We start from the raw sequence: 14,869 nt of genomic DNA on the forward strand, positions 1-14,869 counted from the left end.
ACAATTAGGGGGAGTTCGAGTGAATATAGTTCTTATGGGCTTACCAGGCGCAGGAAAAGGCACTCAAGCTGAAAAGATCGTAGAAAAATATGGTATCCCCCATATCTCTACAGGCGATATGTTCCGTGCAGCTATCAAAGGCGGCACTGAACTAGGCTTGAAAGCTAAATCATTCATGGATAATGGCGATCTTGTTCCTGATGAAGTAACAATCGGTATTGTTCGTGAACGTTTAAGCAAAGAGGACTGTGAAAAAGGCTTCTTACTGGATGGGTTTCCAAGAACGGTTGCTCAGGCAGAAGCACTTGAAAACATCCTGACTGATCTTGGTAAAAAAATGAATTATGTCATTAATATAAATGTAGATAAGGACATCCTGATGGAGCGCTTGACAGGTCGCAGGATCTGTAAAGAGTGCGGCGCTACTTATCATCTTGTCTTTAATCCGCCAACAGAAGAGGACGTTTGTGATCGCTGCGGCGGTGAGTTATATCAACGCGCAGATGATAACGAAGAAACGGTTCAAAATCGTTTAGACGTGAACATTAAACAAACTCAACCACTATTGGCTTACTACGAAGACAAAGGCTATCTGAAAAACATTGACGGTCAACAAGACATCCATAGAGTGTTTGATGACATTGATGAACTACTTGGAGGCCTTTCATAATGATCATTTCTAAAACTCCGAGAGAGATTGAGATTATGCGGCAAGCTGGTAAGATTGTGGCATTAACTCATGCGGAATTGCGAAAGTATATTTCTCCGGGAATATCGACGAAGGAATTGGATGCAATTGCTGAAAAATTCATTCGTAAACATGATGCAATTCCATCTTTTAAAGGGTATAATGGGTTTCGTGGCAGCATCTGTGCTTCAGTCAACAATGAGTTGGTTCATGGAATTCCAGGCGATCGGGTATTAAAGGATGGCGATATAATCAGTATCGATATCGGTGCTAAATATAACGGTTATCACGGCGACTCAGCTTGGACGTATCCAGTTGGAACAATAGATGATGAAACCCAGAAGCTTCTCGATGTTACAGAAGAATCATTATTTCTGGGGCTTAAGGAAGCTAAACCAGGCGAGCGTCTGTCGAATATCTCTCATAGTATACAAACATTTGTTGAGGCTAATGGCTTTTCTATCGTTCGAGAGTATGTGGGACACGGAGTTGGTCAAGACTTACATGAGGACCCGCAAATTCCTCATTATGGACCACCCAACAAAGGTCCTCGTTTAAAGCCTGGCATGGTACTGGCTATTGAACCAATGGTTAATGCAGGAAGTCGATATGTTAGAACGTTATCAGATAACTGGACAGTCGTCACAGTAGATGATAAAATGTGTGCGCACTTTGAACACACCATTGCAATTACTGAAGACGGCTATGAGATATTGACGAAAGCCTAAGTGAAGGTGATTGGATTGATCGAGTCAGATTCGACGATTCCGAGGATTGGCCAGATTGTTCAAACCCTTAAAGGGAGAGAAACTGGAAGCTACTCGGTCGTTGTTCAGCAATTGGATGAACGTTTTGTACTCATAGCAGATGGGGATAGACGAAAGTTTGATCGCGCCAAGCGAAAGAACATCGCTCATCTTCACTTGTGTGACTATGTTTCTCCAGAAGTTCAAAACAGTATGATCGAAACGGGCAGAGTAACGAACGGTAAACTGCGTTATGCTGTTTCAAAGTTTGTTAACGAAGTTTTAAATGATGAGAAGAAGGGAGACATGTTCGATGGCTAAGGATGATGTAATTGAAGTTGAAGGTAAGGTCGCTGAGACTTTGCCCAATGCGATGTTTAAGGTAGAATTAGAAAATGGTCATACAGTACTGGCACATGTTTCAGGAAAGATCCGTATGCATTTCATTCGTATCCTACCTGGTGACAAGGTAACAGTAGAATTATCACCGTATGACTTAACTCGTGGTAGAATCACTTATCGTTATAAATAATCTATTGCACTCCGTACTATTAAGGAGGTTAGAATAAGATGAAAGTTAGACCATCTGTTAAACCAATCTGCGAAAAATGTAAAGTTATTCGTAGAAAAGGTAAAGTTATGGTTATCTGTGAAAACCCTAAACATAAACAAAAACAAGGCTAATCTTAAAGGAGGTGCGCTATCACTATGGCACGTATTGCTGGTGTAGACATTCCACGTGACAAACGTGTTGTCATTTCATTAACATACATCTACGGTATTGGTAAAAATACTGCAGCGAAAATCTTATCTGAAGCTGGTGTATCTGAGGATACTCGCGTTCGCGATCTTACTGACGACGAACTAGGAAAGATTCGTGATATCGTTGATAAATTAAAAGTAGAAGGTGATCTTCGTCGTGAAGTATCACTAAACATCAAACGTCTTATGGAAATCGGTTCATACCGCGGTCTTCGTCACCGTCGTGGACTACCTGTTCGTGGACAACATACGAAGAACAATGCTCGTACACGTAAAGGTCCTCGTAAGACTGTAGCTAACAAGAAAAAATAATAGGTAAAGGAGGTTACTTCTTAGTATGGCACGTAAAACAAACACTCGTAAACGTCGTGTGAAAAAGAATATCGAAGCTGGTATTGCACACATTCGTTCTACATTCAATAACACAATCGTAACTATTACTGATGTTCACGGAAATGCTGTTGCTTGGTCAAGTGCAGGTTCACTAGGATTCAGAGGTTCTCGTAAATCCACTCCATTCGCAGCGCAAATGGCAGCTGAAACTGCAGCGAAAGCTTCTCAAGAACATGGTTTAAAAACTCTTGAAGTAACAGTTAAAGGTCCTGGTGCTGGTCGTGAAGCAGCTATCCGTGCTCTTCAAGCAGCAGGTCTAGAAGTTACTGCAATCAGAGACGTTACTCCAGTTCCTCATAATGGATGCCGTCCACCAAAACGTCGCCGCGTTTAATTTTTCTGTATAAATTTTGTATCGTTGTCTATAATGGGATATGATACAAGATACGTTCATTCAGAAAAGTAACCAGTTGTTGGTGCACAATAGGGAACGTAAACATGGGGAATTTCGGACTTTATCTTATTTAGCCCGGAGTTTCGACGTTTTGAAGGAGGGTAAATATTAATGATCGAAATTGAAAAGCCAAAAATTGAAACGGTTGAGATCAGCGATGATGCCACATATGGAAAGTTCGTCGTAGAACCACTTGAGCGTGGATATGGTACAACTTTGGGTAACTCCTTACGTCGTATCCTACTATCGTCACTCCCAGGTGCTGCTGTCACATCTATTCAAATAGATGGAGTACTGCATGAATTTTCAACAATTGAAGGCGTCGTAGAGGATGTCACATCCATCATTTTGAATATCAAAAAGTTAGCGTTAAAGATTTACTCTGATGAAGAGAAAACGCTAGAAATTGATGTGCAGGGAGAAGGAGTTGTAACGGCTGCTGATATTACTCATGATAGTGATGTAGAAGTGTTAAATCCTGATTTACACATCGCAACATTATCTAAGAGTGGTCATTTCCGCGTGCGTTTAAGCGCATCCCGTGGACGTGGGTACAGACCAGCAGACCAGAACAAACGTGAGGATCTTCCTATTGGCGTGATCCCAATCGATTCTATTTACACTCCAGTTTCACGCGTTAACTATCAAATAGAAAATACTCGTGTTGGTCAAATGACAAACTACGATAAACTTTCTCTTGATGTATGGACTGATGGAAGTATTGGACCAAAAGAAGCGATTTCTTTAGGTGCTAAGATTCTGACAGAACACTTAAATATTTTCGTTGGCCTTACAGATGAAGCGCAGAATGCTGAAATCATGGTAGAAAAAGAAGAAGACCAAAAAGAAAAAGTTCTTGAGATGACGATCGAAGAATTAGATCTTTCTGTTCGTTCTTATAACTGCCTGAAGCGTGCTGGAATCAATACTGTTCAAGAGCTTGCTAACAAGACAGAAGAAGATATGATGAAAGTACGTAATCTAGGACGTAAATCACTTGAAGAGGTCAAAGTTAAACTTGAAGACCTTGGACTTGGCTTACGTAAAGACGACTGATAACATCTTCTTTCATATATAGATTCAACAAAGGAGGGAACCCTTAATGGCTTACAGAAAGTTAGGACGTACTAGTGCTCAACGTAAAGCAATGCTACGTGATTTAGCTACAGACCTAATCATTAACGAGCGCATCGAAACAACTGAAACTCGTGCGAAAGAGCTTCGTTCAGTTGTGGAGAAAATGATCACATTAGGTAAACGTGGTGACATTCACGCGCGTCGTCAAGCTGGTGCATTCATTCGTAAAGAAGTTGCAAACGCTGAAAACAACCAAGATGCTTTACAAAAGTTATTCTCTGACATCGCTCCTCGTTACACAGAGCGTCAAGGCGGATATACTCGCATTATGAAGGTTGGTCCTCGCCGTGGTGACGGTGCTCCAATGGCAATCATCGAATTAGTTTAATAATTCGTGACTACTAACATTAAGGGCGGGACAGTTAATCCTTAACTGCTTCTTTGCCCTTTTTGTATAAGTGCATGTGATGAAAAGCAGAGCGTTACGATGAGCAGCTCCGGCTGACTCGTCTAGCTCGTGCACCCCTTCCAACTTCTATATTCATAGAAGCTGTTCAATGGTTGAACAAGAAAAGACTTTCTTTTCTTTGGTCGGGGTGCAGGCTTTTTTTTGTATGCAGAGATTTTTATAGCAGAGCTGAGTATGGAAGAGCGTAGAGGAGGTTACAGAAATTGAAGGAAATCATTAAAGTAGACGATGTGCATTTCAGATACCCTGATCAGAATACCTACGCCCTTGAAGGCATTAGTCTGTCGGTCAATCAAGGTGAATGGCTTGCGATTGTCGGACATAACGGTTCTGGTAAGTCGACTCTTGCCAAGATGTTGAATGGGCTTCATTTCCCTGAGAAGGGGAGCGTAACAGTGGATGGAATCTTGCTTTCGGAAAGTTCTATATGGGACATCCGTTCAAAGCTGGGTATGGTTTTTCAGAATCCCGATAATCAGTTTGTTGGTGCTACAGTAGAAGATGATGTGGCTTTTGGGCTAGAAAACCATGGGGTACCGTATGAAACAATGGTACAGAGAGTCAATGATGCTTTAAAAAGTGTCCATATGGAAGATTTTCTTGATCAAGAGCCGCACCATTTGTCAGGTGGACAAAAGCAGCGTGTAGCAATCGCCGGGGTCGTGGCCCTCCAGCCATCGATCATCATCTTAGATGAAGCGACATCCATGCTTGATCCAAAAGGAAGAAAAGAAGTTCTTGAAACAGTGCGTAAGCTGAAAGAGGAAGAAAATTTAACGGTAATCTCCATCACTCATGATCTGGAAGAAGCGAGCAAAGCAGATCGAATGATTGTATTAAATCAAGGGAGTGTCTTTCAGGAAGGAGTCCCTGAAGATATATTCCTGTTAGAGGACAAGTTAATCGGGCTTGGACTGGACTCCCCTTTTACGATTAAGCTTGCCGGAGCCCTTAAAAATGCAGGGGTCCCCCTGTCTAAAACCTATTTTACAGAAGAAGAGTTGGTGAATGAGTTATGCAAATCACATTTCAACAGGTAGAATACCGGTATTCATTCAACACTCCATTCGAAAAGCTTGCCCTACAAGATATCAATCTTTCCATCCCTGCAGGTCAATTCCTCGCGGTGATCGGTCACACAGGTTCGGGAAAGTCAACACTCCTCCAGCATTTAAACGGACTGTTAAAGCCTACGGAGGGTCTTGTCCAGGTGGGAGAATATCAAGTAAAAGCGAAGCAAAAGGCAAAAAGTTTAAAGCCGGTGAGACAGAAGGTAGGTATCGTCTTTCAATTTCCCGAGCACCAGCTGTTTGAAGAAACCGTGCTCAAGGACATCTGCTATGGACCAATGAATTTTGGCGTACCTGAGGAAGAAGCAATACGAAGAGCGAAGGAACTGATCGTAAAGGTTGGGCTTTCAGAAGAAGTATTGCAAAAATCACCCTTTGATTTATCAGGCGGGCAAATGAGACGGGTAGCCATTGCGGGTGTACTTGCTATGAATCCGGAGGTCATTGTTTTAGACGAACCTACGGCAGGACTTGATCCAAGAGGTCAACGTGAGATCATGGATATGTTCTATACTCTTCATAAAGAAAAGGGACTGACGACCATTCTCGTGACCCATAGCATGGAAGACGCAGCTCATTACGCAGAAGAGATTGTGATTATGCAAAAGGGCCGCCTGAAGAAAAAGGGAAGTCCTGAAGAGATTTTCTCTCAGGCAGATGAACTGTTTGAGATGGGATTAGACGTTCCTGACGTCGTCCGTTTTCAATATCAATTTGAACATAAATCGGGGAAGAAGCTCCCGAAAACCTGCTTAACAATAGAGGAATTAGCTTCAGCCATCCGTTCCATACGAGATGGAGGTGAAGCGCTATGATGGAGAAAATGATCTTTGGACGCTATGTACCCGCTAAGTCCATTCTTCACCAGATGGATCCAAGGGCAAAGCTCTTATTTATCTTTGGGTTTATATGTGTCGTCTTTTTGGCAAATAATTTTATTACGTATGCACTTCTCGGTCTTTTTACATTTAGCGCACTCATTCTTTCTAATCTTTCCTTGCGTTTTATTATCGGTGGATTGAAGCCTATCTTTTGGTTGATTTTATTTACATTCTTCTTGCATGTATTTTTCACCAAGGAAGGACCTATCATTCTGGACCTGGGAATCTTGTCTGTTCATGAAGAGGGGTTAAGGCAGGGGATTTTTATTTCTTTACGATTTTTATACCTGATTCTCGTCACGTCTTTATTGACCCTGACGACTTCCCCTATTACGATTACAGACGGCCTTGAGACGCTTTTGAATCCATTAAAAAAAATAAAGTTTCCCGTTCATGAACTGGCTCTTATGATGTCGATTTCCTTACGGTTCATTCCGACCTTGATGGAGGAAACGGATAAAATCATGAAAGCCCAAATTGCAAGGGGGGCCGAGTTTTCTTCCGGTCCCGTGAAAGATCGGATCAAAGCCATCATTCCTTTACTGATCCCTCTCTTTGTGAGTGCCTTTAAACGTGCTGAGGATTTGGCGACAGCCATGGAAGCGAGAGGCTATCAAGGCGGAGAAGGCAGAACGAAATATCGGCTGTTATCCTGGCACAAGAAGGATACGGGAGCTTTAATTGTACTGGCCCTTCTCACAGTCGTATTAATTATTTTTAGAGGATAACGGGAGTGTCAAGTATGCAGAGAGTGAAGTGTACCATCGCGTACGATGGGACTTATTTTCATGGTTATCAGGTACAACCTAATCAGCGAACCGTCCAGGGACTCATCGAAGAGATTCTATCCACTATTCATAAAGGGGGAAGGATCCGGATCAGTGGGTCTGGGCGCACGGACGCCGGTGTCCATGCGAATGGGCAGGTTTTTCATTTTGATACACCTTTGTCCATCCCTGAAGAGAAATGGCCAGTGGTGCTGAACACCCGCTTACCGGATGAAGTAACCGTTAAAGAGGCCTCCTTTGTTCCAACGGACTTCCACTCAAGATTTTCCGTGAAACAGAAGGAATATCGCTACCGTGTTTATACGGGACAGTCGAGAAGCCCATTCAATCGTCATTTCGCCCTTCATTTTCCGTATGATCTTTCAGTGACGGCTATGGAACGTGCTTCACGTCATCTGATCGGGGAGCATGACTTCACGAGTTTTTGTTCAGCGAAAACCGAAGTAGAAGATAAAGTAAGAACCATTCACCGTATAGAGATTAAGGAGCATGAGGAAGAAATCATTTTTTCTTTTGTGGGCAATGGATTTCTGTATAATATGGTGAGGATATTGGTGGGCACCTTGTTAGAGGTAGGTTCTGGGAATATACCGGTAGAGGATATACCTGGAATACTGGAAGCGCGGGATCGTAACCGTGCAGGAAAGACAGCGCCGCCCCATGGATTGTATCTGTGGAAAGTGGAATATGATCCTGTTATGAAATAGGTTTATATAGAATTCATTAAAAAAATACTAAAACAACTAATCCTGGTGTAACATTCTCTTGACAATAGACTGGGAACAAGATAATATAGCATATGGTATGTTATTAACCCCACGATAAGCCCCGGAAACTTATTGTGATTAGAAAATAAATACTACGGATTCATTAAATAGGAGGTTAAATCATGCGTACAACGTATATGGCAAAAGCCAACGAAATCGATCGTAAATGGTTCGTTGTAGATGCTGAAGGCAAAACTCTAGGACGTTTAGCTAGTGAAGTTGCTTCTATTCTACGCGGAAAACACAAACCAACATTCACACCACATGTTGACACTGGTGATCATGTTATCATTCTTAATGCTTCAAAAATTGAACTGACTGGTAAAAAGTTAACGGACAAGATTTACTACCGTCACACTAATCACCCAGGTGGTTTAAAACAACGTACAGCATTAGAAATGCGTACAAATTACTCAGAGAAAATGTTAGAACTTACTATTAAAGGTATGCTTCCAAAAGGTTCTCTAGGTCGTCAAATGTTCAAGAAATTACATGTATATGCTGGAGCAGAGCATCCACATCAAGCACAACAACCTGAAGTTTACGAACTTCGTGGATAATTAATAAGAGGAGGTTATTATCTTGGCTCAAGTTCAATATTACGGAACTGGTCGTCGTAAGAGCTCAGTAGCTCGTGTACGCTTAGTACCAGGTAACGGAAACATTGTTATCAATGATCGTGAAGTAGAAGTTTATATCCCATTCGCAGCACTAAGAGAAGTAATTAAGCAACCACTAGTTGCAACTGAAACTCTTGGTAACTATGACGTTTTAGTAAACGTTAATGGTGGAGGCTATGCTGGTCAAGCTGGTGCGATCCGTCACGGAATCGCTCGTGCTTTACTACAAGCAGACCCTGAGTACCGCGGAACTCTAAAACGCGCTGGATTATTAACTCGTGACTCTCGTATGAAAGAGCGTAAAAAATACGGTCTTAAAGGTGCACGTCGCGCGCCACAATTCTCTAAGCGTTAATTATTATTTCAAACAAAAGCTCAACCGATTCATTCGGTTGGGCTTTTTTTGTTGGGGACGGACCTTCAATTTCACCACACCCTGAGCTTCGATCAGTTTCATGGGCTGCTTTGAATCGGGAGGTCCGTCCCTCAAAAAATTGGTAACAGTTACTCGAATGAAGTGGTGTGTTAAGTAGGAAAATACGTTCAAAGGGGTGGATGATTTTTGAACGTTATTACAACTTTCAATACAAAGAGAAGAGAAAAACAAATTAAGACGGAAAGAACATTACTGAAAGAGATTTCGATTAAAATGCTTCAGGAGAGTGTCCGAAAGCATTTTGGATATATAAAGGTTCAAGGCGGCGTATTTATGCAGCAGGGCTTTGATGAGGCATGCTTTGATGTGGCCATTGAAGCTTATCTGCTCGGTGGAAAGCTCAGCAAGTTTGGTTATACGGGAGAACCCGCCGACCTCGTTAAAAACCGGTGCGAAGAAGAATTAAAACACTTTATCGATACGCTTTATAATTTCTGGTTGTATTGGTCTGAGATGGGCGTTTCTAATCAAGTGGATGAATCCTTTTATTTCTGTTGTGAGCACTTTGTGGAAACATGGTGGTCAGAAGGGTATGAAAAAGGAATCAAGCGTCACAAACTGCGCTTGAATTAATCATATCAGTTCTAAAAATCATTCTTGTCCCATATTTTTAGTAAAGACAACGGAGCTGTAAAGAGTTTTTCTCCGGGTTAATACTGGAAATAGGAGGACTGGAATGGTTCAGAAACTAAAAGTTATCGGGATAATTTCTGCACTGGCCATTTTATTATTCATTATTCAATATAAGATTTTAGACAAGGATACTTGGGATTCCTGGAACCTCCCTTTATCAGGTAAAATCATCTATATAGATCCCGGTCATGGCGGTCCGGATGGTGGAGCCGGTGATGAAGATGCCTTGGAAAAGGATATCGCATTAAATGTGTCTTTGATGATAAGGGATTACCTCCAAGAACAAGGTGCTCTCGTAATCTTGACACGGGAAAAAGACGAGGATCTGGCTGATGAAGATACCAAGGGATACAGCCGCAGGAAAGTGGAGGATTTAAAGAAAAGACTTAGCTTGATCAATGAATCTGAAGCAGACTTATTTTTAAGTATCCATCTGAACTCCATTCCATCTGCTAAGTGGAGCGGTGCCCAAACATTCTATAATCCAAAGTATAAAGAGAATAAGGACCTTGCCAAAGCCATTCAAGGAGAGTTGACACGTAATTTAGAAAACACGACACGTGAAGCGAAAGGCCTTCAAAGCGTGTATATCCTAAAACATGCGAAAAAGTCAGGAGCCTTAGTGGAAATCGGATTTCTATCGAATCCAGGTGAGCGGGCCAATTTACTTAAAGAGGATTATCAGCAAAAGATAGCTGCCTCTGTGTATCAGGGAGTTCTCAACTACTTAACAATACCAAAAGATAAAGAAGAAGCTGACGAGGAATAATCTCTCAGCTTTTATTTTTGGCTAATTTCGAAAAGCCTGTTGGTGTAATACAGAAGGGCTGTTTGGCCGGTGTCAGTGAGTGGGTAGAAAGTAGCCTTTAAGGATACATGCTCCGAAAGTTGATTGGAGCGGAAGGATGGTCGACTCCTGCGGGCTCACCGCCAGCCCCGCGGAAAGCGAGCATCCTGGAGCGGAAATCAACTACTGCTTTCTTATCTAAGGAAGAATTAAACGTTACGAACAGAGCTTTTTTCATTATTCAACAAAAGCATTCAAAACCTTTTGATCATTCATTCAACTAAGAATATGTTATACTGAAAGAAGGTCGATTGAAAACGAATACATAGTAAAGGGTGGTTATTCATGTTAACTGAACAACAGACACGAGAACTTTTATTTGGATTAAAAGATCCTTTTTTAAATAAAACGTTAGAAGAAACAAACGGTATCGTAGAAATTTCAATTAAGGAAGAAAAGAAGCATGTAAGCGTGAAGATCGCCATTGCCAAGACAGGTACTGGTGAACAAATGCAATTCCAGCAAAAGATCGTACAAGTCCTAAAAGATAATGGAGCTGAATCTGTAGGGATCCGTTTCACGGAGCTTCCACAGGAAGAGCTTGATAAGCACAGGGGATCCGGTGGAGAAGGAACTGATTTATTATCACCTGCAAGCAAAACGACTTTTATCGCGATTGCGAGTGGAAAAGGCGGAGTTGGAAAGTCCACGGTTTCTGTTAACTTGGCTGTGTCCTTGGCCCGTCAAGGCAAAAAGGTAGGACTTGTTGATGCGGATATTTATGGATTTAGCGTCCCGGATATGATGGGAATCGTGAAGCGACCAGTCGTTCGAGGGGAAAGAATTATTCCAGTAGAACGTTTTGGCGTAAAAGTCATCTCTATGGGCTTCTTTGTAGAAGACAATGCTCCCGTCATTTGGAGAGGTCCTATGCTCGGGAAAATGCTTAACAATTTCTTCTCAGAAGTAGAATGGGGAGATCTGGACTATTTACTGCTGGACCTGCCGCCAGGGACAGGTGACGTTGCCCTTGATCTGCATACAATGCTTCCACATTGTAAGGAGATCATCGTAACGACGCCGCATCCAACAGCAGCATTCGTAGCGGCTCGTGCAGGCGCCATGGCCCTCCAAACCGACCATGACATTCTTGGTGTGGTTGAGAACATGTCCTATTTCGAAAGTAAATTAACAGGCGAAAAGGAATTTGTGTTCGGTCAAGGTGGGGGAGAGAAGCTAACGGAAGAACTACGGACCGATTTATTGGGCAAACTTCCACTTCAACAGCCTGATTGGAACGAAGAGGACTTTGCTCCTTCCATCTACGCGGAAGACCACCGTTTAGGGCAAATCTATGGTGAAATCGCTCATAAAGTGATTGAAAAACTATCCTAATTAACTAATAAAAGGACAAATGCGTTTGAATCTCCACGCATTTGTCCTTTTTTAAAATTATTGGCTTCCTCCGCCACCACTGCCGGAACCTCCAGAATCACCAGATCCGCCTTCTTCACCGCCGGAAGAAGACTCACCGCCACTCTTACCGCCTTCTTTCATTTCACCGGCAGCCTTCAGTAAAACATCCTGCATTTTAGCCTTAAACAGTGGGCTTTCAAATGTTTCAGTAATGACTTTTTGCAAATGCTCCCTATATTCTTGGCTTTTTAATGCTTCAGTCAGTTCCTTCTTGAATTCAGGGTCCTTTAACAGATCCATCATCATTTTTTGATACTCAGGATCCTTCATGAGGTCTTTGAGCAATTTTTCATTTCCATCCTTCATGCTTTTAGCCATCGCTTCGGCAAACTTAGGGTCTTCGAAGGATTTCTTCCAGAATTCAGTCCCTTTTTCGGACGTTAATGTCTTGGAGATCGTATCCGTCACAACCCCTTGGTCCATAATAAGCTCTGATTTCATTTTTTCATCAGACATGACCTCTTGAATGGCTTTTTTACCATCGTCGGTCTTTAATATATCGACAACCATTTTCTTGGTTTCTTCATAATCCATTTTGCCACTGCCTGTATCTCCACCACCGCCACAAGCGGATAGAAGAAGAATCGTCAGTAGAAAAAGAAAGGAATATCTTTTCATGGGTAGGCTCCTTCCATACAAATTCCCTTACCCTTAATATGAGAAATATCGAAAAAAATATGCGCAGAGAAAACTGGAACCTGGATTTTTTAAACACGCGTTGGTACAATCAAAAGAGTGTATATTTTTTAATTTGGAGGAAAATAGAAGTGACCATCCGCAATTGGATTCGTTTTTTTATTCATACGTTAGTGATCGGAGGAGCTGTAACTGCCACCGCCGCACTTCTCATTAGATGGGATCAGTTCGGACCATACATTCAAGACGGAAACGTGATTGGCATATTATCAAGTCTACTTTGGTTTATTTTTGTAGGTTTCACATTTAGTGTAATCAGTCAGATGGGTTATTTCGCTTATTTAACCATCCACCAATTTGGGATGGGAATGTTTAAGAGCTTATGGAACCCTGTTCAAGTGGTTCTGATTGCCCTTGTCCTTTTTGATTTAATCTACTTCCGATTCAGGGCTTTTGCTGAGGAAGGCGAGTCGTATACGCCCTATATTTTTCTGGGTGTAGGCATCCTGGTCGTTGGTTTAATCGTAGCTTATATGAAGAATCGTCAATCAGAATCCAAGACAAACACATTTGTGTCTGCCTTATTCTTTATGATTGTTGTTACGACACTGGAGTGGCTGCCGGTCCTATTGGTGAATTCCGTTAAATGGCTTTACCTTATGCTGTTGGCTTTATTGGCATGTAATGCATTCCAGCTTCTGCGTCTTCCTAAATATATTGAGAAGTCCCAATTGGAAAGGCAACGTAAGCAGCCAACTAAAAGTTAAACAAAAAGCCCGATGATGAAATCTCTTCATCATCGGGCTTTTGTTATTGAATGAGGGAAGACTTGGCTTCCCCGTTTGAAATCATGTCTGAAACTGTAATGAAGTTTCCTTTTCCTTTTAGTTCCTTCACGATGGTCGGTAAAGCGGACTTTGTTTGTTTAGCTGAATCCGATGCGTGAAGGAGGATGATGTCCCCTTTTTTGGCTTTCTTCACATTCTTTACAATCTCTTCCACGCCAGGATTCGTCCAATCTTTAGAGTCTACACTCCAGTGAACCACTGTAAGTCCAAGGGAGTCGGCTACCTTTAATGTTTCTTTATCAAAGTGACCCGTTGGCACGCGTAATAACTTCACATCTTTTACATTCAGCTTTTTAAAAACGGTATCGGCTTTTAAAATGTCCTGCTTGATCTTATTTGGTTCCATATCCGTATAATCGGAATAGGCATAGCCGAGATTTCCGATTTCATATCCTTGCTTCACAATTTTCTCCACTAAATCAGGGTGTCTCTCCGCCCAGGCCCCGGAAAGAAAGAAGGTAGCGGACCCGACATTCATCTTCTTTAATTCTTCAAGGATGGGACCTGCTTTCTCATCTCCCCAGCCAATATTGAATGTAATCGCGACTCCTTTTTCCCCTTTGTAGATCGCTTTCGGTCCATCCTTCGTACTAAAAACAGAAAGAGTCGAAAGGTTACTGCTATATACAAACAAGGCAGTGAAAAATGAAATCACGATAATCAGACTGAGTTGCTTTAACTTCTTAGCATTAACTGTGTGAAACGTATTCAATCGTTCATCCCTCCGTTCAACCGTCTATCTCTACTAAAGATATGCATGTCCCCGGAAAAAATATCTATCTTATAAAAAAATGATTATAAATTTCTTTTAATGGAAAAAACTACAAATACAAACATTAAGGGGTGACATACTTGCTGGGGTTAATGATTAATGACAGAGAGAAACAAGAAATAGAATATTTGTTAAAAAGAGAAATGGATGAAATACTGTTCGATCTAAAAGATTCTCGAATTGATCATATCGTTAAGAGAGCAATGGATGAACGGTACAAAATCTTATTCTCACTCTTTAAAAGGTTTGCCAGTCAAAAGGAATGTTTAAAATATATGAAGACGGCAGCTAAGAAAGAAACATATTAATGAAAATCAGCTTCCGCTTATATCCGAGTGGGAGCTTTACTATTTACTAATGAATTCAGATAATGTATGTCTGAAAGGCAGAGGGTTGTAAAATAGTTAATGTAGTTGAAATGTTTTTTTAAAAAAGTTTATAAAATGTATTGACCCTCTCGAAAAATCTTGGTATATTAATAAACGTCGCTGAAACGCAATGAATTATTTAGAAGAAACACCAATAAATAATTTTTGAAAAACAGTTGACATCACACGGTTGAGTGTGGTAAATTAATAAAGTCGCTCCAAACAAGAGCGGAGTACATTGAACCTTGAAAACTGAAC

22 protein-coding genes are annotated in these 14,869 nt (G+C 41.4%); 20 read left to right on the forward strand and 2 right to left on the reverse strand.

From position 1 onward, the window contains the following. Nucleotides 1-19 precede the first annotated feature (19 nt). The 18 genes from TV75_RS19905 to TV75_RS19990 all read left to right on the forward strand — a co-directional run bounded on the left by TV75_RS19905 (nt 20) and on the right by TV75_RS19990 (nt 11,906). Entirely contained in the window at nt 20-670 is a 651-nt protein-coding gene (locus TV75_RS19905) for an adenylate kinase (protein WP_044340535.1), read from the forward strand. Next, the gene (gene map, locus TV75_RS19910; RefSeq protein ID WP_044340536.1) at nt 670-1,416 is read left to right on the forward strand and encodes a type I methionyl aminopeptidase; all 747 of its coding nucleotides are present in this window, start codon (nt 670-672) and stop codon (nt 1,414-1,416) included. Before TV75_RS19905 ends, map begins: the two co-directional genes overlap by 1 nt. 15 nt (nt 1,417-1,431) lie before the next feature. Beyond that, nucleotides 1,432-1,755, forward strand: coding sequence for a KOW domain-containing RNA-binding protein (locus TV75_RS19915; RefSeq protein WP_044340537.1), 324 nt, complete (start codon nt 1,432-1,434; stop codon nt 1,753-1,755). Next, nucleotides 1,748-1,966 carry a translation initiation factor IF-1 gene (gene infA, locus TV75_RS19920; RefSeq protein WP_034765945.1) on the forward strand — a complete coding sequence of 73 codons (219 nt, stop codon included), beginning with the start codon at nt 1,748-1,750 and terminating at the stop codon, nt 1,964-1,966. Before TV75_RS19915 ends, infA begins: the two co-directional genes overlap by 8 nt. Nucleotides 1,967-2,004: 38 nt before the next feature. Continuing rightward, entirely contained in the window at nt 2,005-2,118 is a 114-nt protein-coding gene (gene rpmJ, locus TV75_RS19925) for a 50S ribosomal protein L36 (protein WP_003156543.1), read from the forward strand. Between the two features lie 24 nt (nt 2,119-2,142). Further along, nucleotides 2,143-2,508, forward strand: a complete 366-nt coding sequence (rpsM, locus tag TV75_RS19930; protein WP_034765943.1) for a 30S ribosomal protein S13 — start codon at nt 2,143-2,145, stop codon at nt 2,506-2,508. Between the two features lie 25 nt (nt 2,509-2,533). After that, nucleotides 2,534-2,923, forward strand: a complete 390-nt coding sequence (rpsK, locus tag TV75_RS19935) for a 30S ribosomal protein S11 (protein WP_032085294.1) — start codon at nt 2,534-2,536, stop codon at nt 2,921-2,923. Between the two features lie 171 nt (nt 2,924-3,094). After that, on the forward strand, nt 3,095-4,039 hold the full coding sequence (locus TV75_RS19940; RefSeq protein ID WP_034765941.1) for a DNA-directed RNA polymerase subunit alpha: 945 nt from the start codon (nt 3,095-3,097) through the stop codon (nt 4,037-4,039). Nucleotides 4,040-4,085: 46 nt separating this feature from the next. Next, nucleotides 4,086-4,448, forward strand: coding sequence for a 50S ribosomal protein L17 (gene rplQ, locus TV75_RS19945; RefSeq protein WP_034765940.1), 363 nt, complete (start codon nt 4,086-4,088; stop codon nt 4,446-4,448). A 284-nt stretch (nt 4,449-4,732) separates the two neighbouring features. Continuing rightward, on the forward strand, nt 4,733-5,569 hold the full coding sequence (locus TV75_RS19950) for an energy-coupling factor ABC transporter ATP-binding protein (RefSeq protein ID WP_044340538.1): 837 nt from the start codon (nt 4,733-4,735) through the stop codon (nt 5,567-5,569). Further along, nucleotides 5,545-6,414 carry an energy-coupling factor ABC transporter ATP-binding protein gene (locus TV75_RS19955; RefSeq protein WP_044340539.1) on the forward strand — a complete coding sequence of 290 codons (870 nt, stop codon included), beginning with the start codon at nt 5,545-5,547 and terminating at the stop codon, nt 6,412-6,414. Before TV75_RS19950 ends, TV75_RS19955 begins: the two co-directional genes overlap by 25 nt. After that, nucleotides 6,411-7,208, forward strand: coding sequence for an energy-coupling factor transporter transmembrane component T family protein (locus tag TV75_RS19960; RefSeq protein ID WP_044340540.1), 798 nt, complete (start codon nt 6,411-6,413; stop codon nt 7,206-7,208). Before TV75_RS19955 ends, TV75_RS19960 begins: the two co-directional genes overlap by 4 nt. 14 nt (nt 7,209-7,222) lie before the next feature. After that, entirely contained in the window at nt 7,223-7,975 is a 753-nt protein-coding gene (gene truA / locus TV75_RS19965) for a tRNA pseudouridine(38-40) synthase TruA (RefSeq protein WP_044340541.1), read from the forward strand. A 182-nt stretch (nt 7,976-8,157) separates the two neighbouring features. Then, nucleotides 8,158-8,595, forward strand: coding sequence for a 50S ribosomal protein L13 (gene rplM / locus TV75_RS19970; RefSeq protein ID WP_044340542.1), 438 nt, complete (start codon nt 8,158-8,160; stop codon nt 8,593-8,595). 22 nt (nt 8,596-8,617) lie between these two features. Then, a complete protein-coding gene (gene rpsI / locus TV75_RS19975) occupies nt 8,618-9,010 on the forward strand; it encodes a 30S ribosomal protein S9 (protein ID WP_034765933.1) in 393 nt (130 codons plus the stop codon). Between the two features lie 207 nt (nt 9,011-9,217). Beyond that, entirely contained in the window at nt 9,218-9,664 is a 447-nt protein-coding gene (locus TV75_RS19980) for a DUF2521 family protein (protein ID WP_044340543.1), read from the forward strand. Between the two features lie 103 nt (nt 9,665-9,767). Further along, a complete protein-coding gene (cwlD, locus tag TV75_RS19985) occupies nt 9,768-10,493 on the forward strand; it encodes an N-acetylmuramoyl-L-alanine amidase CwlD (protein ID WP_044340544.1) in 726 nt (241 codons plus the stop codon). Between the two features lie 363 nt (nt 10,494-10,856). Continuing rightward, complete coding sequence (locus tag TV75_RS19990) at nt 10,857-11,906, forward strand: Mrp/NBP35 family ATP-binding protein (RefSeq protein ID WP_044340545.1); 1,050 nt, start codon at nt 10,857-10,859, stop codon at nt 11,904-11,906. Nucleotides 11,907-11,963: 57 nt separating this feature from the next. Here the strand turns inward: TV75_RS19990 and gerD are convergent, their stop codons facing one another. Next, nucleotides 11,964-12,605 (reverse strand): spore germination lipoprotein GerD, encoded by a 642-nt coding sequence (gerD, locus tag TV75_RS19995; RefSeq protein WP_044340546.1) that lies wholly within the window; start codon nt 12,603-12,605, stop codon nt 11,964-11,966. A 149-nt stretch (nt 12,606-12,754) separates the two neighbouring features. Between gerD and TV75_RS20000 the strand changes: the two genes are divergently transcribed. After that, on the forward strand, nt 12,755-13,390 hold the full coding sequence (locus TV75_RS20000) for a KinB-signaling pathway activation protein (RefSeq protein ID WP_044340547.1): 636 nt from the start codon (nt 12,755-12,757) through the stop codon (nt 13,388-13,390). Between the two features lie 43 nt (nt 13,391-13,433). Here TV75_RS20000 and pdaB read toward each other — a convergent pair whose 3' ends face one another. Then, the gene (gene pdaB, locus TV75_RS20005; RefSeq protein ID WP_044340548.1) at nt 13,434-14,183 is read right to left on the reverse strand and encodes a polysaccharide deacetylase family sporulation protein PdaB; all 750 of its coding nucleotides are present in this window, start codon (nt 14,181-14,183) and stop codon (nt 13,434-13,436) included. A gap of 140 nt (nt 14,184-14,323) precedes the next feature. Here pdaB and TV75_RS20010 point away from each other — a divergent pair, with 140 nt between their 5' ends. Next, complete coding sequence (locus TV75_RS20010; protein ID WP_044340549.1) at nt 14,324-14,551, forward strand: hypothetical protein; 228 nt, start codon at nt 14,324-14,326, stop codon at nt 14,549-14,551. Nucleotides 14,552-14,869: the final 318 nt, after the last annotated feature.

Origin of the sequence: Rossellomorea aquimaris (assembly GCF_000935355.1) — a bacterium.
GTDB lineage: Bacteria > Bacillota > Bacilli > Bacillales > Bacillaceae_B > Rossellomorea > Rossellomorea aquimaris_B.

What these genes read in the sequence shown, in the direction of transcription:
- map (WP_044340536.1), top strand. Translation starts at nt 670, where the DNA reads ATGATCATTTCTAAAACTCCGAGAGAGATTGAGATTATGCGGCAAGCT.
- infA (WP_034765945.1), top strand. Translation starts at nt 1,748, where the DNA reads ATGGCTAAGGATGATGTAATTGAAGTTGAAGGTAAGGTCGCTGAGACT.
- rpmJ (WP_003156543.1), top strand. Translation starts at nt 2,005, where the DNA reads ATGAAAGTTAGACCATCTGTTAAACCAATCTGCGAAAAATGTAAAGTT.
- rpsM (WP_034765943.1), top strand. Translation starts at nt 2,143, where the DNA reads ATGGCACGTATTGCTGGTGTAGACATTCCACGTGACAAACGTGTTGTC.
- rpsK (WP_032085294.1), top strand. Translation starts at nt 2,534, where the DNA reads ATGGCACGTAAAACAAACACTCGTAAACGTCGTGTGAAAAAGAATATC.
- TV75_RS19940 (WP_034765941.1), top strand. Translation starts at nt 3,095, where the DNA reads ATGATCGAAATTGAAAAGCCAAAAATTGAAACGGTTGAGATCAGCGAT.
- rplQ (WP_034765940.1), top strand. Translation starts at nt 4,086, where the DNA reads ATGGCTTACAGAAAGTTAGGACGTACTAGTGCTCAACGTAAAGCAATG.
- TV75_RS19955 (WP_044340539.1), top strand. Translation starts at nt 5,545, where the DNA reads ATGCAAATCACATTTCAACAGGTAGAATACCGGTATTCATTCAACACT.
- TV75_RS19960 (WP_044340540.1), top strand. Translation starts at nt 6,411, where the DNA reads ATGATGGAGAAAATGATCTTTGGACGCTATGTACCCGCTAAGTCCATT.
- truA (WP_044340541.1), top strand. Translation starts at nt 7,223, where the DNA reads ATGCAGAGAGTGAAGTGTACCATCGCGTACGATGGGACTTATTTTCAT.
- rplM (WP_044340542.1), top strand. Translation starts at nt 8,158, where the DNA reads ATGCGTACAACGTATATGGCAAAAGCCAACGAAATCGATCGTAAATGG.
- cwlD (WP_044340544.1), top strand. Translation starts at nt 9,768, where the DNA reads ATGGTTCAGAAACTAAAAGTTATCGGGATAATTTCTGCACTGGCCATT.
- TV75_RS19990 (WP_044340545.1), top strand. Translation starts at nt 10,857, where the DNA reads ATGTTAACTGAACAACAGACACGAGAACTTTTATTTGGATTAAAAGAT.
- gerD (WP_044340546.1), bottom strand. Translation starts at nt 12,605, where the DNA reads ATGAAAAGATATTCCTTTCTTTTTCTACTGACGATTCTTCTTCTATCC.